Genomic DNA, 19,562 nt, shown 5'->3' with positions numbered 1-19,562 from the left:
GATGATTACGCCTCGATCTACAATGTATCCCGATTATAGCGCACTTCCGCAGGCAACTTCGCCCCCGTCACCAGCAAGCCATCGCCCCACAACGCCTTACCCAACATCACCCATTCCGGTTCATTCGGCAAGGGGTACACCCGAATATCATCCTGCTTGGGGTGGATCAAGGTGCGCAAATGCTTCAACACCTTCTCGCGCCGTTCCCCATCCAGCTCAATCAAAAACACCGAATATTGCAACGGCAACGCAATCTTTTTCAAATAACGGTGTACCCGCCCCAACCGTTTCGGGTTAGCAATATCATACGCAATAATATGCGGCAAACGTCGATGCGCCATTAGTCCGCCTCCTGATGTTTCAACAAGCACCACAAGCGATTCAACGCCACCCGTGCGCGTTCCTCAAAATGCCCATGATGCGTTTCGTAAAAATGCACCATGCTGTAACGCAAGCCCTTATCCGCAAACACCTGCGGCACATCGCCACGCACCACCAGCCAATACGCCTCCAACAGCAACAGCTTTTCCACATCCCGCGACAGATGCACCCGCCGCGTCAACGGCAACTGGATATTGTCACTAAACCCATACACCGCCAGCACCTCACTCACATGGCTGGCAATCGGCGCTTGCAATTGCGCCACAAACACCGCAAACCGGCACGGCAATTGCGCCTGCACCAACGGTTCCACCTGCGCCATCACCTGCTGCGCCACCGACCCCACTAACGGACATTGGCAAGCCCGTGCCATGCGCTGCACCCACCGACTTTCCTCATGCACCCGCCACTGCTGATACAACGCATCGCCCAGCGCATCATCCGCGCAAGCGTGCAACAACGCTTCCAACGAGGTTTGGCTGCTGCGGTCACTCAAACAATGCCCCACCAACACCCCATCACGCCCGCGAAACGCCACCGGAATCCCGTATTCCAAACACGCCAGCAACGCCGCCGTTTCCCACTCCACCTTGCCCGTCACCACCACCCGCGAAATGCGCCGTAACGGGTAAAAGCTATCCGCCTGCTCATGCGCTTGCACCCGCAACGCCACCGCGTCCAAGCCCACCGCATTCGCCTGCGCCACATCCAAATACAACGGTTTACGCATAAGATTCCCCCTCCCATTCCCGCATGGCTTTGATCAAGCCCCGCACCTGCCAGCGCATCGCCCTCCCCAACGGACGCAAGCGCGTTTCCAAACTCGCAAAAAACACCTGCCGCCCCGCCTTATCCAAAAAGCAACCGTTCACATCCGTCTTGAAATGGTGCTCACGCAAGGTCTGAGTACGGAAACATTCCCACACCCACGCATCAATGTGCGGTCGCCACACCTCAATCAAATCCGATGCCAACGACTCCCGCCCGAAACTGGTTTCGTGATAAAACCCCAGCAACGGCTCCAGCCCGTGCGTGTGGATAATCTGCACCGCGCGGTTATGCAGCAAGGTATACGCCAGCGACAAGGTAGCATTCACCGGATCCGGTGGCGGACGCCGCTTACGCCCCGCAAACCCCAACGCCGCAGGCAACACCGCCGCAAACGCGCCAAACATTGCCCGCGCCGCCGCGCCTTCCATCCCCAGCAACGACGCCAAACTTGCCGCGCCGTCCAGATTCGCCAATTGCGCCCGCAATTGCTGCTGCGCATCCGTAATCGCCTTGCGCTGATCCGCCCGCTCCACCAGCATCTCATCCAACAAGCGCAAGTGCGCCGCGAACTTCGCCGCCAATACCTGCCGCGTAAACGCCAGCCGCCACGCCGAATCCTGCGCCAGCCGGTAATGCAGCAAACGAATGCTGGCATCGTTATGCCCACTCCCCAGCAACACCGCCCGCCGCTGCGGTTTACGCTGACTCGCCACACTGAACGCAATGCCGTGTTCCGCCAATGTCGCCAACACGCTGGTATCCAGTTGCACATTCGCCAGACACACCACCCGCTCCAGCAACGCCAACGGCACGGGGCGCTGGCGCACCTCACCCAGCCGCGCCACCAGCGTTGCGCCTTCCACTTCCAGCGCAGCATTCTTATGGTCGATGTATAACGTTGTCATCGTTACCTCCGTTAAATCCCCCCTAACCCCCCTTTTTCAAAGGGGGGAACAAGAAGGTGATACTCGATTCTTGGCTTCCCCCTTTGCAAAAGGGGGATTGAGGGGGATTTTCTTCACCCCAGATAAAACCAGTCCGGGTCAACCGGCACGACCCCCAGCCCCAGCGTCTGCACCGTCTGCCGCGCATCCAGCCGAATCAGCAGGAAACTGTCCTCAGCGTCATGCAGAATAAAGCTCATATCGCCCAGCAACTCGCCTTTTTCCGCATCCGTCAACCACACTTCATGCACCGATTTCTGCCCACCCGTGGCATACGCCCGCACGCAATGCAACGCCGCCCGCAGCCGCCCCGCATCACTCACGTCATATGCCGCGAGGTACAACACCCGCTGACGCTCAGCCATGTTCCACCCCGCTGTATGCCAGTGCTGGCGGCAGCTTCAACAAGCCGACGTTGTGGTAGCCCTCACCCTCGTGGTGATACAGCAATACCGGGCAACCGTTGCCGAGTTCCGCGCCCACCATTGCCGCCGCCATGCCGGGGCCTGCGTGGAAGTAGTGAATGCGGTCAACGCCTTGCGCGTACATTTCCCCGACTTGCTGGCGCACATCGGACTTGAAACGGTCGATTTCATACGTACCTAGCCCATCACGTTGCAGGTAGAAAATCCGATCACGCGGAATATCACGCAAGCTGTTATGTTGCTGGCAATAGTTTTCCACCGCCGCGCGGATATTGCGCCCCGGCAACAAGTCGATAATGAGGATGGCAGGGCGGTTGCCCGGTGCTGTGCGGATGGCTTGCAGGTATTGACGGTAACGGCGGCGATTGCCCCACACCACCTGATACCATGTCCAGAACACCGGAATGGCGAGGATCAGCCCGATGACGATACCGAGCGGGTCGAGAATGTTCGTGATGATGTCGCGTAGTGTTTGCATGGTAGCCCCCTGTTTGATGTTGAAGAAAATCCCCCTCAATCCCCCTTTTGCAAAGGGGGAGGCTGGAAAGTGCCACTTTCTTGTTCCTCTCCTTTGCAAAAGGAGGGGTTAGGGGAGGATTTTCTTCAGGTAATCATGCCGCAAACAGGGGAAGAAGTCGGCAATGACAAGCTTGTCAGTTAGCGGTGGGTTTGCTGGCGGCTTTGCCGAGCATAGTGATGAGTATGTGTGACATGGTTTTGCCCTGTTTAGTGTTTCTGTGCCGCATAGCCTTCCAACCGCGCCCCGTAGGTACGCATATCCGCCGCCGTCAGCTCCTTACCCCGCGCATCCGCAGGCAGTTCCAGCGTCAGGTGGAAATACTCGCCGCCCCGTGCATTCACTTCCGCCACCAGATTGATCGGCAATGTGCCTAGCACTCGATCACCCGCTTGCACGATAGCCACATCGAAATGCGCCAGCCGTTCATCGACGTGAAAGCCTTCCGATTCCGCCCAATCGACCGCGCCGGGGTGGCGTGAGATGAAGTAAGTAGTCATGGTTTCCCCTGTGTTTGGCAAAAACCGCAGTGTAAAGGAGAGGCAGGCGTGGCGCGAGGTTGGCAAGCTTGTCGTGCTATACTAGGCGCATCAACCCGAAGGAATGTTGTCAGATGAGCAAGCGCCCCGAATTACCCATTGGCATCCAGGATTTTGAAAAGTTGCGTACTGATAACTTGCTGTACGTGGACAAAACCCAAGCCATTCATGGCTTATTATCCAAGGCAGGTTACTACTTCCTGTCGCGCCCGCGCCGCTTTGGTAAATCGCTGACACTTTCCACCCTCCGCGCCATTTTTGAGGGCAAGCGCGAGTTGTTTAACGGCTTGTGGATTGAAGACCAATGGGATTGGAACAAGGTACATCCAGTCATCCATCTGTCTTTCAGCAGCATCGGCTACCGTACCTTGGGGTTAGAAGCAGCGATTGCAGCAGAACTACAGGTGATGAGTGAAACGTTAGGGATTGCATTACAAGCGAAAACCATTGACCGGCAATTTGATGAGTTGATTCGCAAACTCGCCCAACGTGATGGCAAAGTGGTGTTACTCATTGACGAATACGACAAACCATTGATCGACTACCTCGACGATATTCCACTGGCAAAAACTAACCAGCAGGTGATGAAAACCTTCTACTCGGTACTCAAGGATAGCGACCCTTACCTGCAATTCTTGATGATCACTGGTGTGTCGAAATTCAGCAAAGTGCCGATTTTTTCTGACCTGAATCACCTCAAAGACCTGACGCTTGACCGCCATTACGCCGCGTTGACCGGTTATACCCAAGCTGAGTTGGAACACTATTTCGCCCCGTATATGCCCGAAGTTGAAGACTACCAAGGCATTACGCAACCCGAACTGCTCGACAAACTGCGCGAATGGTATAACGGCTACAGTTGGGATGGGCGTACCCGTGTGTATAACCCGTTTTCCATTCTCAATTTCTTCAGTGCGGGTGATTTCCGTAATTTCTGGTTTGAAACCGGCACACCCACCTTCCTCCCCAAACTGATGAAAGCCCAGAACATGCTGGACGTGGATCAGGTGGAACTCGACGAAATGGGTTTTTCGGTTTATGACATCGAAAAGCTGCAAGTTTTGCCAGTGTTATTCCAGACAGGTTATCTCACGATACAAGCCAAGCTGGAATACGGTCTGTATCGCCTCGGCTACCCTAACCGTGAAGTTCGTGCTGCGATGCTGGCGTATTTGATTGCGGAAATGCGCCACGATGACACCATCAGCAGCACCCCGACGGTGGTTTCGTTACACCGTGCGTTTGCCGCCAATGATCTGGAGCAGGTCATTAAGCTGGTGAAAAGCATTTTCAAAACCATTCCCTCGCATATTTTCATCAAGGAAGCGGAAAGCTATTACCACAGCCTGATTCATTTGGTGTTCCATTATCTGGGGCTGTACACCGAAAGCGAAGTGAATACCAATGACGGGCGGCTGGATTGCGTAGTGAAAACCCCGACGCATATTTACGTGATTGAGTTCAAGCTGAATAAAAGTGCGGATGAGGCAATGCAGCAGATTAAAGACAAGGGTTACGCAGAAAAATACCGTACTGATTCGCGCCCGAAGGTATTGGTCGGCATTAATTTCAGCAGTGAAACCAAAACGGTAGACGATTGGCAGCAGGAGAACTTTACATGAACAAACGCCCTGAATTACCCATTGGCCTTCAAAGTTTTAGCGAATTACGCACCCGTAACATGCTGTACGTGGATAAAACCCCGCAAATCCACCGCTTGATCAGCACCGGCAAGTATTACTTCCTGTCGCGCCCACGCCGCTTTGGTAAATCACTGACACTTTCCACCATCGGTGCTGTTTACGAGGGCAAGCGCGAGTTGTTTAGCGGCTTGTGGATTGAAGAGCAATGGGACTGGAACAACGTGCATCCAGTCGTGCAACTTTCTATCAACAAGCTGGATTACCAAGGCAAAGGCTTGGAGGTGGCCTTGCAAGAGGGGCTGCAATACCATGCCAATCGTTATCAATTAGCGCTTCTCAGTAATACCGCGAAAAGCCAGTTTGCCGAACTATTGGAAAAACTCGCCACCCAATATGGCAAAGTCGTGTTATTAATCGACGAATACGACAAGCCGCTGATTGATTACCTCGACGATATTCCACTGGCAAAAGCCAATCAACAGGTGATGAAAACCTTTTACTCGGTGATTAAGGATAGCGACCCCTATCTTGAATTTTTGCTGATCACAGGCGTGTCAAAGTTCAGCAAAGTGTCGATTTTCTCTGATTTGAATCACCTCAAAGACCTGACGTTTGACCGGCACGCTGCGGCGCTAACAGGCTACACCCAAGCAGAATTGGAACACTATTTCACCCCCTACATGCCCGAAGCCGAAGACTACCAAGGCATGACCCGCCCCGAATTGCTCGATAAACTGCGCGAATGGTATAACGGCTACAGTTGGGATGGGCGTACCCGTGTGTATAACCCATTCTCCATCCTGAACTTTTTCAGCGATGGGCAATTCCGCAATTATTGGTTTGAAACCGGCACGCCGACCTTTTTGCTGAAACTGTTGCGCGAACAAAATCTGTATAAGCTGGATAACCTCACCGTGCATGAGCGCACTTTTGCCAGCTACGATATTGAGTATTTACAGGCACTGCCCATCCTGTTCCAGACTGGCTACCTGACGATTAAAGCCCAACAGTCATTTGGGCTATATACGCTGGATTATCCCAATAGCGAAGTACGTGAATCCCTCTTGGATTACATTATCAGTGATTTACGTTGCTTGAATACCCCGATGAGTAGCCCGATGGTGGTGGAATTGCACCAAGCCTTTGCTGCCAATGATTTGGAGCGGGTCATTAAGCTGGTGAAAAGCATTTTCAAAACCATCCCTTCACACATTTTCATCGCCAAGGCAGAGCATTATTACCATAGCCTGATTTATCTGGTGTTTTTCTATTTGGGGCAATACACCGACAGTGAAGTCAACACCAATGACGGGCGGCTGGACTGCCTGGTAAAAACCCCGACGCACATTTACGTGATCGAGTTCAAGCTGGACAAAAGTGCGGATAAAGCGATGCAGCAGATTAAGGACAAGGGGTACGCGGAAAAATACCGTGCCGACCCGCGCTCGAAAGTGTTGGTGGGAATCAATTTCAGCAGTGAAACCAAAACGGTGAAAGAGTGGAAAACCGAAGTCTTGGTTTAAGCCAACCACACCTGTACGGGCGTACTCAAAAACACCTCCAGCGGAATGCCGCCCGTGCCAACCACCAATTGGGTCACATTGGGAAATGTTTTGGCAAAAGTTTCCAGCCCGGTTAACACGCCTTTATTGCGCCCGCTTTTGACTTCAATCACCAGCAAGCGCGTACCGTGTTGAATCACAAAATCCACCTCGGCATTGCGCTCCCGCCAATAAGTCAGGCTCATAGTGGGTGGTAGGGTGTTATAGAGGTAAGCACCGACAGCGGATTCCACCAAGCGTCCCCATTGCTCGCCATCGTGCCGTGCGCTGTGGAAATCGAAGCTGTGTTGGGCGGTGAGTAAGGCAGTGTTTAACACTAACAGTTTCGGGCTGGCGGCACGGCTACGTGCCAGATCACCCGCGAATTTGTCCAAGCCTGCCAACATCCACGCGCCATTCAACAGGGTCAGGTAATGCGCCAGGGTGGTGGTGTTGCATGCATCCTGCAACTGCCCGATCATTTTCTGGTAGGAAAGAATTTGCCCGGAATACTGGCAACCCAGCACAAACAAACGGCGCAATAGCGCGGGTTTGTCGATACGTGCCAATTGCAGCACATCGCGGGAAAGCGTCGGTTCGATAATCGCGTCCAGCACATAACTGCGCCAACGGAATTCGTCTTCACTCAACACCGCCGCACCGGGGTAGCCACCGAAATAGATGAAACGCTCCACATCCCAATCAAATGCTGTCTGCATTTCGGCAAACGACCAGTGCGGGAGGCGGATGAGTTCAAACCGCCCCACCAGACTTTCGCCCAAGCCGTGTTGCATCAGGAATTGGGCAGAACCCAGCAGCACAACGTGCAGGTTGGTTTGCTTGAAACTGTCTTCATCCCACAGCATTTTGACCGTTTCTGACCAACGCGGGACTTTTTGCACTTCATTCAAACACGCACTAGATCGCTTCTTCAGCCAATCTAGTAGGGTCTTAATCCCTTTTAAATCAGGGCGGTATTCAAACCTTATGCTGAGCGCGAGTTAGGCAAACTCGGAGACGTCTTAATCCCTTTTAAATCAGGGCGGTATTCAAACACTGCACGGGCTACAGCTGGACAAAAAGATAATTCGTCTTAATCCCTTTTAAATCAGGGCGGTATTCAAACGCTCCCGTGTGTCAGGTTCACACGCTGTGGTTAGTCTTAATCCCTTTTAAATCAGGGCGGTATTCAAACAAAGTGCATTTGTGCGTCACGTACAGCGTCTGCGGTCTTAATCCCTTTTAAATCAGGGCGGTATTCAAACCTATTTACCGTTATTTTTTGGAGCGTCTCAACCTGTCTTAATCCCTTTTAAATCAGGGCGGTATTCAAACGACGTTCTAGCGGTTACATACCCTCCGAATGTAGCGTCTTAATCCCTTTTAAATCAGGGCGGTATTCAAACCTCGATAAACTGATGAAACCTTCAAGTCGGATTGGGTCTTAATCCCTTTTAAATCAGGGCGGTATTCAAACCAATGTCGACCGCGACTTCGCGGTCGACATTCTGGGTCTTAATCCCTTTTAAATCAGGGCGGTATTCAAACAAAGATCAGCATAGAGGTCCAAGGGAGTTACGAGGGTCTTAATCCCTTTTAAATCAGGGCGGTATTCAAACGTATGTGCCCTGATACAAAAGCCAGACAGCTTCGTCTTAATCCCTTTTAAATCAGGGCGGTATTCAAACACAACTTCCTCGACTACCACACTGCGATACAAGTCTTAATCCCTTTTAAATCAGGGCGGTATTCAAACAACATCCTAATACGGAGTACATACTATGAGCTTTGTCTTAATCCCTTTTAAATCAGGGCGGTATTCAAACGAGCAGCAACGGCGTCAGGCGAAGCTGACGATTGGTCTTAATCCCTTTTAAATCAGGGCGGTATTCAAACACACTATGAGCTTTAACCCAATAGCCGATGCACAGTCTTAATCCCTTTTAAATCAGGGCGGTATTCAAACTCGTAATGGAGGACGAGGGCAACAACCCAGTTCGTCTTAATCCCTTTTAAATCAGGGCGGTATTCAAACAAACCCGTTCAACATTGGAAGTGTTCTGTCAAAGTCTTAATCCCTTTTAAATCAGGGCGGTATTCAAACTTTAACCATGTTGAGAAAGTTGAAAGTGGGATTTTGTCTTAATCCCTTTTAAATCAGGGCGGTATTCAAACTTCACGGCGTATTCAAAACCGTGAGTTTGGGGTGTCTTAATCCCTTTTAAATCAGGGCGGTATTCAAACGCAATTGTTTATGCATTTGAAGATTTCAGAAAAGGTCTTAATCCCTTTTAAATCAGGGCGGTATTCAAACTCTATCCCAGTTCAAAAACCGCACTGCAAACGGAGTCTTAATCCCTTTTAAATCAGGGCGGTATTCAAACTTGTAGGGAAAATTGCAAAAACATTGTTCCCTGCGTCTTAATCCCTTTTAAATCAGGGCGGTATTCAAACCCTGAATATTTTCTCACAAGTAATAAATAACAGGTCTTAATCCCTTTTAAATCAGGGCGGTATTCAAACTAAAGACTTGAATACGTATCTGACTCCTGACCAGAGTCTTAATCCCTTTTAAATCAGGGCGGTATTCAAACCCCGCCGTTCGTCGGAAACGCTTTGGTTTCAACAACTTGTGGTGTATGAATTTTGACATCAAATCGGCTTTGAAAAGTTAGCATTTTCAGGCTCACGGAATGCATACAAATAGACTGGTTTTTCAGCAAATACAAGCAAATCAGTTGTGAAATAACGGCAAGCAACCCAGTGCTTGCATTTGTCGAATTATAACGGATAAGAACGGCTGAAGCTATAAATTTTAGCAATGATTACGCCTCAGTTTCAGCAGCTTGCGTGAAATCAATACCTTTGTAAATATCAGCCAGTGACAATGGCGTGCCGAGGCAAGGCAACATAATCACCTGATCCAACGCATCATAAGCACTCACCCACCACGCACCATCCACTTCCCGATAATAGAAGGTCACATGTGGCTTATCTTGCACAATGATGAGATACGCCTGCAATGATTCTAAGGCTTGGTAAGCCAACAACTTTTCACTGCGATCTTTCCAGTCCGTTGATTTTGAAGTCACCTCCACCAGTAAACACGGCTTTTCCACATAACAGTCATCCATATTATTCGGTTCGCAGCTTAACACCACGTCAGGGTAATAAAAGGCTTTGTGCCGCCGCGCCCTGACTTTCACATCGGAAGTATAAGCATCACACGGTGTGCCATCTTCACGCTGCAACGGCAAAGCCCGCACAATATTCAACGCAATACGATTATGCCGCAACGAAGCCCCCGCCATCGCGTATAACACACCATCCACATACTCATGGCGCTCTTCCGCGATTTTCTCACCTTCCAAGTATTCTGCCTCGGTGATATAAGCCGAATTTTCAGTCGTCATGTTGACTGTCAGCATGGTATTGCTCCTATCGCTACCGAAGCTTTGATCATAGGGCAACTCTAGCGTTGCGGCAACGGCTCACCCAGAAAGATCACCTTGCGGCTGCTACGCACTACCTGCGTCTTCGTCGGGTGCAATTCCAGCCCCATTTGCGTCAGCTTTTTGCCAGCAAACGCCAATGCCTTGTGCGCTGTCGCCTCATCGTTGGCGAACAACAGGAAATCATCCGCAAAGCGCACAAACGGAATATGCGCATCCGCCAACGCCTGATCGAACTCATTCATGTACACGTTACAAAACAACGGCGACAAGATCGAGCCTTGCGAGATCCCCCGCGAAGTCCCAAACAAACTGCTCGAATGCGCCCCCTGTTTCAGCCATTTTTCGATGAGCGCCAGCGCGTCGCTGTCCTTGACGAAGGCTTTCAGCTTCTTTTGCAACGGTGTCAGCGGAATATTATCGAAAAACTTGCTAATGTCCGCATCTACCAGCCAATCCTGCCCAATGCGGATACGTTCCCGTGCCTTGCTCAACGCCATTTGCACGCTACGCCCACGCCGATAAGCGTAACTGTCGTGGTGGAAAATCGCCTCTGCATTCGGCTCCAACACAATCAGCAAGGCACGTTGCACCAGCTTATCCTGCAAATATTGCGCGGAAATCACCCGCTGCTTGCCATCCGGCTTCGCCATCGTAAACTGGCGCAACGGCTGCGGCTGATAACGCCCCGACAACACCGCCTCACGGCACTGCAACAAATAGCGCATCAAATTACGCTGCAACTGCTCACGATCCACCGTCACCGACCAAGGCGTATGCTCGGTTTTCAACAGATTCCACGCCTTATCCAAGGTCTCCGGCTGCATCGCCGTCTCCAAAATACTCATGGTGTCTCCCCCCAGTATCCACGGCTTTCAGCACCTCACGCAGACGTGCCACCTGCCCATTAATGATTTCCCGCAAACTCGCTGTTCCCCATTCCGCCGTCGCCTCACACGGTGCAAACGGACGCGGGCATTGCTGGCGGTAGCTGGCCCACGCCGCATAAAACGCCGGGCGTGTCGCTTTGCTCAAGCGGCAACCTTCCGCCTCACGGTAATAAAAACTGCTGTTATCGAGCGGCGTGTGGTGCAGCCATTGCAATACCAGCGCATCCACCGACCCCCGGAACAGTTCCAGCACATCCAACGGCAACGACTCCCGCCCCGGATAATCCTGATGCAGAAACCCCAGCGCCGTATCAAAGCCCGCTTGCAACAATGCGTGGCGCACCTCGCTCAACATCAGCGTATACCCCAGCGACAGCAACGCATTCACCGGATCACGCGGCGGCTGACGGTTACGCCCCGTGAAATGCCACTGCCCCAATGCCGTGCTTAACAACGCAAACCATGCGGCAGCAATTTGCCCTTCCAAGCCGCTTAAGCTGTTAATGCTGTTGGCATTCGGTAGCTTTGCCAGTGTTTGTTCCACTTGCATCTGGAAGGCTTGCACCCGCTCTTCCTCCACCCCATACAGCGTGTGCAAGTGTTGCAACGGCAGCGCATACCCCCGCAATTTTTGCTGCACGATATACCGCGCTACCGCCAACTGCTTGCTGGCATCATCGGCACAACGGTGTTGCATCCGCCGCGTCGGCAATTGCGTTGCCAAGCCTGCGCCCAAAAACGCGCTGTGCTGTTTGCCACGCAAATCCACCAAGGTGGCGGGTACGCCTGCCTCCGCCAACGCCCGCCACACCGCGCTTTCCACCAGCGGATTGCCGTACACCACCACCTGTTCCAACATCTGGAGCGGAATGGTTTTCGCAGGCTCATCCGGGCGTTCCAGCCGTAACGCGCCAGTGGCATAGCGCACCGTGGTTTCCTTGCGATCAATCACCAAGAGCATGTGTTCCCCCTAACCGAAGAGTGTTTGTTTAAGTTGTTGTAACCAGCCCGTGTCTGCGGGTGTCGCGCTGGCTTTACCCGCGTACAAATCTTCCACCGCGCTGTTTTGCTGACCTGCTGCCCAAATCGCGGCGGGTGTATGCACGGGGTACAGGCGAATATCGTCTTCCCGCAAATGTGCCCGTTCGCGCACCCCTTGCAACGTCGTTGCCAAATCCGCTGCCGAACAGTGCAGCAAAAACACCGACTTTTGCAGCGGCACGGCGCGTTTGCGCAGGTAGTAATGCACTTTGCGTAAGCGTTTTTCGTCGCGCACGTCATACGCCAGCAGATGCCATTGCTTCATCGTTTAACCCTCGTACCAGAGTGGCGCTTGGAAGTTATGGGTGTGTTTGACCGCAGTAACCATGCGCGGCGAACGCTGCGTATCCATCCAGGTCAGCATCAAACTATCGGTTTGCAGGTCGATCAAGGCCGTGAGTTGCAGGAACAGCTCTTCCGCTTCCCGCGCACTCAGTTGGCACTCAAACAGCGAATATTGGGAAGCCAACCCCCACGCTTTCAGGCAGCGGTGTACCTGACGGCGGCGCGAGTCTTCCACGATGTCGTAAGCGATGACGGCGGCGTTGCGTTTCATGGTGTTTTCCTTGTGGAGTGGGTTAGTCCTTGGCGGCGGTGATGATGATGGCTGCGGCACAACCAACGGCGAGAATGGCTGCGGTAACGGGGTTGGCGCAGAGGCAGGCAATAAGTGCTGCGGGCATGGTGTTTCTCCTTGGTTGGTTTCAGTGCGCCTAGGTTAGCTGTTGTGGGTTAGCCTGTCGGGTTTGGCAAGGTTGCGAACGTGCCGTTGATCGGGGGGGGCAAGCGGCATTACTTATCGCGGTCGCAGGAGCAAGGCAGTGCTGCAATAACGGCGACGGCAATGATGGCGAAGATAATGGGCATAGAGGACTCCTGATGTAATGACTTAGTGTGCTGAAAAATGGGCAACCCCGTGAGGGGCTACCCGTTGGTGGTGTTAACGGTTGTTGCAGTTAGCGTCGAGGATGATTTTGGTAATAGCAGCCGCGATGGCAGGGAACAGTACGATGAGAGGCATAGTGAGTCTCCTTTGGTTGAATGATTAGCGCTTAGTTGGACAAGAGTGGTTAGTAACAGTAGTAGCGATAGCGACAAGCACGGCGATAACGATAGGCATGGTATTACTCCTTATGAATTAGCGAAGAATGATGTTGATAAGGTCACAAATGGTCGGGCATGGGTTGGGTTTGTTAGGGTACGGGCGGTCGATGATGTTTTTCATAGGTGTTTCCTTGTGTTGTTTCAGTATGTGTAGGTTACGGTATTGTGAGTCAGGTGATTGGCTTGGCAAGGTTGCGAAACCTGCCAAGCGTCGGGTTTAGTCGAGGATGTGTTTTACGTAGTCACGGTCAGTACGTGCGCGGCGAGTGAAGAGTGCGAAGTCGTGAGCGTCGGCGTGGATGTTGGTGTTCATGTTGCTGTCCTCATCGGTGTTTGTGTTTCGATGAGGACAGTATGAAGGAAAGAATCGAAGGCAGGATTTTCGCAAGCTTTCTGCTTAGAAAATTGGCTTTTTCAGTTGTTTTACAGGGTATTCAAAACTGATGTACTCAGAATTCAAATTATTGGATAGGCTGTATTTTTTAGCATTTTTTCTGCCATTCGATTGCAGCAAATAGGCTTTTGCCTTGGGTTTGCCAAGTATGGTATTGAGCATGTTATTGGTCTTGGTGCGCGGTGTGCCGAAGTAATCAGTATCCATGCTTTTAACGCTCTCTTTGGCGTTATCGTAATGCCCTGATTTATTGGAGAGTTCGGCGTAAACTGCTTTGAAGTCTTCTGCAAGTGCTGCTTTTGTTATTTTATCGGTAAAAGTGACGGCAGGTTTTCCTTCTTTATGGCGTTGCAGCATCCATACATACAAAGCCAGTTGAGCGGGCGGCAAGGTAATCTCTTCCCCGCCGCAATACAATTTTGTTTCCTCTTCCTCGCTTCCATAAACGACACGCACACTAATGGGGGAAAGCTGGCGTTGGGCGATTTCGATAATGTCGCTGTAACTGAGTTCTTGTTTGTTGAGCAAGTCGTCGGTTAAGCCGTCACGCAGGCGGATGAATGGGAGTTGCCCCAGCATCACTTTCACCTCTTTGGCATCGAATGTTTGCCCTGTGCGGCTGTTAGCCAGAATATGGCTTTCTTTGGTGGGGTAGAAAAAGCCCGGAATGGCGTAACGGTCTTCAACCAATACATGCGACATACGGTCTTGAATGCGCCCAAACACCGATAGCGCGTAGCCGAGGTAATACGTCATCGTCTTGCGCCCACCGGCAATGGAAACGTGCAGGCTGCAATCACTATCTTGCGTCAACTCACGCACTTTCGTGGTAATAAAATCGGCGGTGATTTCATTCTCTGCTTCGGTTTGGATGTCTTGCAGTTCATCACCGTCTTTAGAAGCAATGACATAAATGCACGATTCATCAAACAGTGGTACAGGTATTTCATGCGCTTTGCACAATTGCTCAATGATGTTGTTTGCCCCCAGCAATTGTTCTTTGAGTAGATTTTTGCCGCTGGCGGTGGTGATAATGCGGATTTCCGTGGGTTTTTGATTAGCAGGCAGCGCATACAGCGTTTCGGTGATAATGGCGGGTGAATGCCCTGCTACCATCAGTAAAATGCGGCGATCGAAGTGTTCCGGTTGGTTTTTTTCGGTTGTCATGCGGTTACTCCAGACCATTGTTGAATGTAGGCGGCGAGTTCGTGCGGGCGTAGGATTTTGATGCCTTGGGTTTTGGCGCGATCCAGCATCGTCGGGGAAACTCCCCACGCACTGAGCAGCACTTTTTGCCCAAATAGCCCGCGTAAACTTTCGCCCAGACTGTTGATTTTGTAAAGGGTGTTATTGGATTTTTGGCGGTCATCGCTAAAGCGCACCGTCTTGCATTCAATAATCAGCAAGCGGTTGTTGTGAACCGCGAGAATATCCAATTCATTGTGAGTGCGGCTGTTTTCCCAGTCGATTTCTACCCCGCACGCTACGTCGTTTAAACCGGTTTGTTCGGCAATGTGCCATGCGTATTCTTCCAGCCAATGCCCACCGATGAAGCGGGTACGTTCCGCATCCACAAACGTCACGTTTAGGCGGTTTTTATGCAAGGTAAACAGATCTTGTGCAGCCAGAGATTTTACCAAGGTGAGTTGCTCACCAGTGAGGGGAAACTTAAAGGCTTGTTCGGGCGCAAGCAATTCATCGCCATTGGGTGAGAGCGCATTCATCGCCATGGCATTAAGGACAGTAATGAGCGCTTTCAGCTTTTTGTCTTGGGTAGCACGTGCCAACAATTCAGCAGCGGCACTGCGCTTAACCGCACGATTTTTCCATTCATTATGCCATGACGCGCTATTGTGAACCGTTGCCCCATAAGCCAGCAGATACTCCTCAATCCCCAATACGGCTGGCAAGGGTTCGAGGGTGCAATTATGGACGCGCTCCAAGGTATCTTTAGCCGTGTCGGTGTAGATAACCGCGTGTCCTGCCGCACTGAAAATATCGAGCATGGCGACCGACATTAACTTAGTGCCACCCGTGATATTCACCGTTAGGTGCGCATGGGGGTATTGCCGTGTCAGCGTTTCGTACAGTGTGCGTGTGAAGCGTTGAATCTCTGCCATGCCCGCATCAGGCATTCCGGTATGGGTCACGCTATTGAACCCGCCTTGCTTTAACAAGGTTTCAAAGCGCGTGGTTAGCCCTTTCTTTTGCATATCCAGCGAGCTAACCAAATGCACTTGGTCGGGTTTATCCATGCGAATCGGGATGTAATTCGCCAGCAATTGTTGGGAAACCAAACAAATGTGAATGTGCATGATGGCTCCTTAATGCCCTACGCCGTTTTCTAAAATTTCGCAGATGAACGTATCACCCTTGAGCCAGCCGAACACACGCTTGGCGTTTTGGTCGTGCCATGCATCGAATTCGTGGGTGCAACCGCCGTGACGCGGCACGTGCAGGGCTTTTACATCCAAAGAGGCGAGATTGGTAGCACGTTGCGAGTGCAGGTATTGCGCCAGTTTGTCGATTTGCTGATTCAGGCGTTCATAACGATCCGGTGACAGCCCGGCAATGGAACGCTGAAATGTGTCAGTGAATTGAATATTGGCAGATGGCGCGGCGTGAAAACTTTCACGGTAGACCGCCGTTTTATGCTGTTGCCACAACAGTTCCCCCCAAGGTGATAGGGCGCGGTCAGTGTCAAGGCGCAAGACCAAGGTTTCGGGTAAGGCATCCACGGCATCGCTTGATACTGGCAAGCCGAGCGCGAGCGGGCGCAACACCGCGAGGTGGTCACGCACGATTTGCTCACCATCCAAACGTACCGGCAGGCGGGGCAGGCGCAATAGCTCTTTATTGCTTTCAAAGATATAAATGGTTTCGTCCGCGTAGAGCATGGCGAGGGTTTGCATAAATCCTTGAATGCTTTTAAAGCCGCCGGTGAGGTTGAAAATGATGTTGTATTGCTGTTGTTGGTACGCGGGCAGGGTTTCCACCGCCCATTTGACCAGCTCCGACAGGGCAAGCTGGAAACTGTCGAGGTCTTGGGTGCGCAAGTCGCTGATGGTGGGGGTATCCACACTGAAACCGCGTTGGCTTAGCACGTCGCGCAGCAAATTGCCGGTTTCACGCCCTAACCAAGTGTCGGTGTGAATGAGGATGTGCATGTCTTGCGGGGTCGGGTTGCCGTCGTAGAATTTGAAGATGGCGTTCATTTCCGCGCTGAGTTTGGCAAGCTCGGCATCACCGGCTTGCTTTACATGGCTGGCGCGTTGGCGCAAGTGATTGTCGATGAGCAGCCGTTCGGCGGTCGGGCAGTCGCTGGCACTTTTCAGGTTGGCGTGGCGAATCAACAAGGAGCGCACGTCGCCGTCTGCGTTGTTGGTGAGCAAGCTAGTGCCGCAGGTGGAAATGATCAGGTTGGGCATTGTGTTGGTATCCTTGGTGAAAGTTGCGCGGTGGTCAATCTTTAACAGGGATGCATTATATACGATGTTGATGAATGCTGGCGTGTTGGCAAGCTTGTGAAGGGTTGAGGGGAAGGGGCTAGAAATTTGTTTTGAACTGGGATTTTTAGGATTAAAGGATTGGTAGGATGTAAGTGGAGCCACTTGCAAAATTACATTTTCAGCGTGAACCTTCCTTCATCTGAAGGAAAAAAGAAGTGTGGGCTGCCGTTTTCGGCGATAATAGAAGCGTCAAAACAACCATTAAGCCCACGCTATGAATTCTACCGAACGCGCCCTGATTGCACAACGCTGGAGTTTGCTGCAAATTGAAATACTGCCTTGCTTCAATGATGCCTTTGGCACATTGACCCCCAAGCTTGAAAAGCTCATTCACGTACTGGAGCTGACGCGCATTGAAGATTTTGTGCGCTCTTTTCGTGATGGGTCTGGACGGCCAGCGACGGAGCGATCTTGGTTTGCCAATGCTTTTGTCGCCAAAAGCGTGCTCAATATTGTCAATACGCGAGCACTCATTGACCGGCTGCAAAACGATCGCTCCCTGCGACGCATCTGCGGGTTTCCCCTGACCAAGAAACTGCCTTCCGAATCCACCTTTTCACGTGCCTTCGCTGAATTTGCTGAACAGCGTTTAGCGGAACGTGTGCATGAAACGTTGGTGAAAACGTATTTGGGCGATGCGCTGATCGGCCACCTGTGTCGGGATTCAACAGCCATTGAGGCACGTGAACGGCCTGTTGCCGAGGAAAAGCCAAAGAAAAAACAAGGGCAAACACGGATTCAGCGCCAACGGGAACAGTCACTTCAGCAAGCACTCGATGAGATACCGGTTCAGTGTAACCGGGGGACGAAGAAGAATGCCCAAGGCTACAAGCACAGTTGGAACGGCTACAAACTGCATATCGATACCGCCGATTGTGGTGTCCCGATAGCAGCCATTCTGTCTTCCGCCTCCTTTCACGACAGCGGGGCAGCCATCCCACTCTCTCAAATCAGTGCCCAACGTGTCACCAGTCTCTACGACCTGATGGATGCGGCCTATTGCAGTGCTGATTTGCACGAATACAGCCGTCATCTGGGGCATGTCCCTCTGATTGATCACAATCCTCGCGGCGGACAGAAAGAAGCGTTTGAACCTGCTGATGCCGAGCGTTACAAAATTCGCAGCACCGTAGAACGAACCAATGCCCGCCTGAAGGATGAATTTGGTGGTCGGAATGTGTGGGTGCAAGGTGCGCAAAAAGTTTACAGCCACTTGATGTTTGGGATTTTGGTGTTGAGTGCTGATCAACTGATGCGTGTCTTGTTATAAAGCGACTGGGTTTGAAAAAACACGGGAAGACTGACTGAAAAACAGGAGCAGTCGCATCGGTATGGGTGAAATTTAGCAAAAGTTACGGTAAAACTGAAAAAGCTCAGGTTTCGTTGGTCAAATTGAGTAAAAAATCGGCTGAATATGCGGCGTTCGGTCAATGCTGAAAATTGAGCAACTCAGTTTGTCGGATTTTGCAAGTCGCTCAGTGGGCATCTTGGAAATCTTTTAATCCTGAAAATCTTAGTTCGGACTAAAAAATTTTTAAGAAAAGTGTCTTAATCCCTTTTAAATCAGGGCGGTATTCAAACACTGACAACCTGTTGCTCCCAACCGGTCTAGAAGGTCTTAATCCCTTTTAAATCAGGGCGGTATTCAAACGTTTTTTAAATTGGGGCTGGAAAGCTATAAAAGAGGTCTTAATCCCTTTTAAATCAGGGCGGTATTCAAACAGATTAAATTAGAGGAAGACAATCTTCGAAATTTGTCTTAATCCCTTTTAAATCAGGGCGGTATTCAAACGCACACTGTTGCGTGCACAAGAAGCTCTCTTTGGTCTTAATCCCTTTTAAATCAGGGCGGTATTCAAACACCGTAAAGTCAGTGGGGAATGGTTTAACATTATGTCTTAATCCCTTTTAAATCAGGGCGGTATTCAAACGTTGTTGACTTTGCAGAATACATCAGTAACGTGGTCTTAATCCCTTTTAAATCAGGGCGGTATTCAAACGCCGAGAGATTCGGTGGGTCGTTGGTTCGATTCCGTCTTAATCCCTTTTAAATCAGGGCGGTATTCAAACAGTAAGCTTCCACCATTCAGTGCCATCGTGTTCGTCTTAATCCCTTTTAAATCAGGGCGGTATTCAAACGAAAGGTAAACTAATACACAACGAAATACTATGGTCTTAATCCCTTTTAAATCAGGGCGGTATTCAAACATTGAACAACGTTGGGCGCTCAGGGTATGCTAGTCTTAATCCCTTTTAAATCAGGGCGGTATTCAAACTGAGGAGAGTATAGTATGACACCAAGTATCTCGGTGTCTTAATCCCTTTTAAATCAGGGCGGTATTCAAACAGCCGCACCCCACGTTCATCACGCTGCGATCCGTGCGTCTTAATCCCTTTTAAATCAGGGCGGT

The 19,562-nt window shown here is 51.1% G+C and carries 19 protein-coding genes and 2 CRISPR repeat arrays (1 of these 21 cut by a window edge); of the genes, 4 read left to right on the top strand and 15 right to left on the bottom strand.

From position 1 onward, the window contains the following. Window positions 1-17 precede the first annotated feature (17 nt). The 6 genes from cas2 (QJT81_05725) to csx16 form a co-directional block, all read right to left on the bottom strand. Window positions 18-341, bottom strand: a complete 324-nt coding sequence (gene cas2, locus QJT81_05725; GenBank protein WGZ95485.1) for a CRISPR-associated endonuclease Cas2 — start codon at window positions 339-341, stop codon at window positions 18-20. Beyond that, window positions 341-1,111: a CRISPR-associated endonuclease Cas1 gene (locus QJT81_05720; GenBank protein WGZ95484.1), complete on the bottom strand. Its 771-nt coding sequence runs from the start codon at window positions 1,109-1,111 to the stop codon at window positions 341-343. Before QJT81_05720 ends, cas2 (QJT81_05725) begins: the two co-directional genes overlap by 1 nt. Further along, window positions 1,104-2,057 carry a CRISPR-associated endonuclease Cas1 gene (gene cas1, locus QJT81_05715; GenBank protein WGZ95483.1) on the bottom strand — a complete coding sequence of 318 codons (954 nt, stop codon included), beginning with the start codon at window positions 2,055-2,057 and terminating at the stop codon, window positions 1,104-1,106. The genes QJT81_05720 and cas1 (QJT81_05715) overlap by 8 nt, the downstream gene beginning before the upstream one ends. A 113-nt stretch (window positions 2,058-2,170) precedes the next feature. Then, on the bottom strand, window positions 2,171-2,461 hold the full coding sequence (locus QJT81_05710) for a CRISPR-associated endonuclease Cas2 (GenBank protein ID WGZ95482.1): 291 nt from the start codon (window positions 2,459-2,461) through the stop codon (window positions 2,171-2,173). After that, window positions 2,454-2,999: a hypothetical protein gene (locus QJT81_05705; protein ID WGZ95481.1), complete on the bottom strand. Its 546-nt coding sequence runs from the start codon at window positions 2,997-2,999 to the stop codon at window positions 2,454-2,456. Before QJT81_05705 ends, QJT81_05710 begins: the two co-directional genes overlap by 8 nt. Window positions 3,000-3,247: 248 nt before the next feature. Continuing rightward, window positions 3,248-3,538: a CRISPR-associated protein Csx16 gene (csx16, locus tag QJT81_05700; protein ID WGZ95480.1), complete on the bottom strand. Its 291-nt coding sequence runs from the start codon at window positions 3,536-3,538 to the stop codon at window positions 3,248-3,250. 113 nt (window positions 3,539-3,651) lie between these two features. Between csx16 and QJT81_05695 the strand changes: the two genes are divergently transcribed. Together QJT81_05695 and QJT81_05690 are read left to right on the top strand one after the other, a co-directional pair. Beyond that, window positions 3,652-5,199 carry an ATP-binding protein gene (locus QJT81_05695; GenBank protein WGZ95479.1) on the top strand — a complete coding sequence of 516 codons (1,548 nt, stop codon included), beginning with the start codon at window positions 3,652-3,654 and terminating at the stop codon, window positions 5,197-5,199. Then, complete coding sequence (locus QJT81_05690) at window positions 5,196-6,743, top strand: ATP-binding protein (GenBank protein ID WGZ95478.1); 1,548 nt, start codon at window positions 5,196-5,198, stop codon at window positions 6,741-6,743. Before QJT81_05695 ends, QJT81_05690 begins: the two co-directional genes overlap by 4 nt. Here QJT81_05690 and QJT81_05685 read toward each other — a convergent pair. The 6 genes from QJT81_05685 to cas2 (QJT81_05660) form a co-directional block, all read right to left on the bottom strand. Continuing rightward, window positions 6,740-7,663, bottom strand: coding sequence for a DUF4143 domain-containing protein (locus QJT81_05685; GenBank protein ID WGZ96452.1), 924 nt, complete (start codon window positions 7,661-7,663; stop codon window positions 6,740-6,742). The two genes, QJT81_05690 and QJT81_05685, sit on opposite strands and share 4 nt — an antisense overlap. Before the next feature lie 46 nt (window positions 7,664-7,709). Continuing rightward, a CRISPR array of direct repeats spans window positions 7,710-9,355; the repeat unit is 36 nt; unit sequence GTCTTAATCCCTTTTAAATCAGGGCGGTATTCAAAC. 231 nt (window positions 9,356-9,586) lie between these two features. Next, window positions 9,587-10,189, bottom strand: a complete 603-nt coding sequence (locus QJT81_05680; protein ID WGZ95477.1) for a Uma2 family endonuclease — start codon at window positions 10,187-10,189, stop codon at window positions 9,587-9,589. A 44-nt stretch (window positions 10,190-10,233) separates the two neighbouring features. Beyond that, a complete protein-coding gene (locus tag QJT81_05675) occupies window positions 10,234-11,061 on the bottom strand; it encodes a reverse transcriptase domain-containing protein (protein WGZ95476.1) in 828 nt (275 codons plus the stop codon). Then, window positions 11,018-12,064 carry a CRISPR-associated endonuclease Cas1 gene (gene cas1, locus QJT81_05670; protein ID WGZ95475.1) on the bottom strand — a complete coding sequence of 349 codons (1,047 nt, stop codon included), beginning with the start codon at window positions 12,062-12,064 and terminating at the stop codon, window positions 11,018-11,020. The genes QJT81_05675 and cas1 (QJT81_05670) overlap by 44 nt, the downstream gene beginning before the upstream one ends. Window positions 12,065-12,073: 9 nt before the next feature. Beyond that, window positions 12,074-12,409 (bottom strand): CRISPR-associated endonuclease Cas2, encoded by a 336-nt coding sequence (cas2, locus tag QJT81_05665; GenBank protein WGZ95474.1) that lies wholly within the window; start codon window positions 12,407-12,409, stop codon window positions 12,074-12,076. 3 nt (window positions 12,410-12,412) lie between these two features. Beyond that, complete coding sequence (gene cas2, locus QJT81_05660) at window positions 12,413-12,700, bottom strand: CRISPR-associated endonuclease Cas2 (GenBank protein WGZ95473.1); 288 nt, start codon at window positions 12,698-12,700, stop codon at window positions 12,413-12,415. Window positions 12,701-13,048: 348 nt separating this feature from the next. Here cas2 (QJT81_05660) and QJT81_05655 point away from each other — a divergent pair, with 348 nt between their 5' ends. Beyond that, window positions 13,049-13,189, top strand: a complete 141-nt coding sequence (locus QJT81_05655; protein ID WGZ95472.1) for a hypothetical protein — start codon at window positions 13,049-13,051, stop codon at window positions 13,187-13,189. A 456-nt stretch (window positions 13,190-13,645) separates the two neighbouring features. Here QJT81_05655 and csm6 read toward each other — a convergent pair whose 3' ends face one another. The 3 genes from csm6 to QJT81_05640 are packed head-to-tail and all read right to left on the bottom strand — an operon-like array spanning window position 13,646 to window position 17,070. Next, window positions 13,646-14,809, bottom strand: coding sequence for a CRISPR-associated ring nuclease Csm6 (gene csm6 / locus QJT81_05650; GenBank protein WGZ95471.1), 1,164 nt, complete (start codon window positions 14,807-14,809; stop codon window positions 13,646-13,648). Beyond that, window positions 14,806-15,957, bottom strand: coding sequence for a DUF1887 family CARF protein (locus QJT81_05645; GenBank protein ID WGZ95470.1), 1,152 nt, complete (start codon window positions 15,955-15,957; stop codon window positions 14,806-14,808). Before QJT81_05645 ends, csm6 begins: the two co-directional genes overlap by 4 nt. A 9-nt stretch (window positions 15,958-15,966) precedes the next feature. Continuing rightward, complete coding sequence (locus QJT81_05640) at window positions 15,967-17,070, bottom strand: putative CRISPR-associated protein (protein WGZ95469.1); 1,104 nt, start codon at window positions 17,068-17,070, stop codon at window positions 15,967-15,969. 295 nt (window positions 17,071-17,365) lie between these two features. Between QJT81_05640 and QJT81_05635 the strand changes: the two genes are divergently transcribed. Then, entirely contained in the window at window positions 17,366-18,421 is a 1,056-nt protein-coding gene (locus QJT81_05635) for a transposase (GenBank protein WGZ95468.1), read from the top strand. A 275-nt stretch (window positions 18,422-18,696) separates the two neighbouring features. Then, window positions 18,697-19,562: direct repeats of the CRISPR family, unit length 36 nt; unit sequence GTCTTAATCCCTTTTAAATCAGGGCGGTATTCAAAC (it continues 8 nt past the right edge of the window).

The sequence above is a fragment of the Candidatus Thiothrix putei genome (assembly GCA_029972225.1).
In the GTDB taxonomy this organism is placed as follows: Bacteria; Pseudomonadota; Gammaproteobacteria; order Thiotrichales; family Thiotrichaceae; genus Thiothrix; species Thiothrix putei.
The sequence above is the reverse complement of the archived record's forward strand: the minus strand, read 5'-3'. Positions and strand labels throughout refer to the sequence as shown.

Coding starts and splice junctions, on each gene's coding strand:
- cas2 (WGZ95485.1), bottom strand. CDS start 341: ATGGCGCATCGACGTTTGCCGCATATTATTGCGTATGATATTGCTAAC.
- QJT81_05720 (WGZ95484.1), bottom strand. CDS start 1,111: ATGCGTAAACCGTTGTATTTGGATGTGGCGCAGGCGAATGCGGTGGGC.
- cas1 (WGZ95483.1), bottom strand. CDS start 2,057: ATGACAACGTTATACATCGACCATAAGAATGCTGCGCTGGAAGTGGAA.
- QJT81_05710 (WGZ95482.1), bottom strand. CDS start 2,461: ATGGCTGAGCGTCAGCGGGTGTTGTACCTCGCGGCATATGACGTGAGT.
- QJT81_05705 (WGZ95481.1), bottom strand. CDS start 2,999: ATGCAAACACTACGCGACATCATCACGAACATTCTCGACCCGCTCGGT.
- csx16 (WGZ95480.1), bottom strand. CDS start 3,538: ATGACTACTTACTTCATCTCACGCCACCCCGGCGCGGTCGATTGGGCG.
- QJT81_05695 (WGZ95479.1), top strand. CDS start 3,652: ATGAGCAAGCGCCCCGAATTACCCATTGGCATCCAGGATTTTGAAAAG.
- QJT81_05690 (WGZ95478.1), top strand. CDS start 5,196: ATGAACAAACGCCCTGAATTACCCATTGGCCTTCAAAGTTTTAGCGAA.
- QJT81_05680 (WGZ95477.1), bottom strand. CDS start 10,189: ATGCTGACAGTCAACATGACGACTGAAAATTCGGCTTATATCACCGAG.
- QJT81_05675 (WGZ95476.1), bottom strand. CDS start 11,061: ATGAGTATTTTGGAGACGGCGATGCAGCCGGAGACCTTGGATAAGGCG.
- cas1 (WGZ95475.1), bottom strand. CDS start 12,064: ATGCTCTTGGTGATTGATCGCAAGGAAACCACGGTGCGCTATGCCACT.
- cas2 (WGZ95474.1), bottom strand. CDS start 12,409: ATGAAGCAATGGCATCTGCTGGCGTATGACGTGCGCGACGAAAAACGC.
- cas2 (WGZ95473.1), bottom strand. CDS start 12,700: ATGAAACGCAACGCCGCCGTCATCGCTTACGACATCGTGGAAGACTCG.
- QJT81_05655 (WGZ95472.1), top strand. CDS start 13,049: ATGGGCAACCCCGTGAGGGGCTACCCGTTGGTGGTGTTAACGGTTGTT.
- csm6 (WGZ95471.1), bottom strand. CDS start 14,809: ATGACAACCGAAAAAAACCAACCGGAACACTTCGATCGCCGCATTTTA.
- QJT81_05645 (WGZ95470.1), bottom strand. CDS start 15,957: ATGCACATTCACATTTGTTTGGTTTCCCAACAATTGCTGGCGAATTAC.
- QJT81_05640 (WGZ95469.1), bottom strand. CDS start 17,070: ATGCCCAACCTGATCATTTCCACCTGCGGCACTAGCTTGCTCACCAAC.
- QJT81_05635 (WGZ95468.1), top strand. CDS start 17,366: ATGAATTCTACCGAACGCGCCCTGATTGCACAACGCTGGAGTTTGCTG.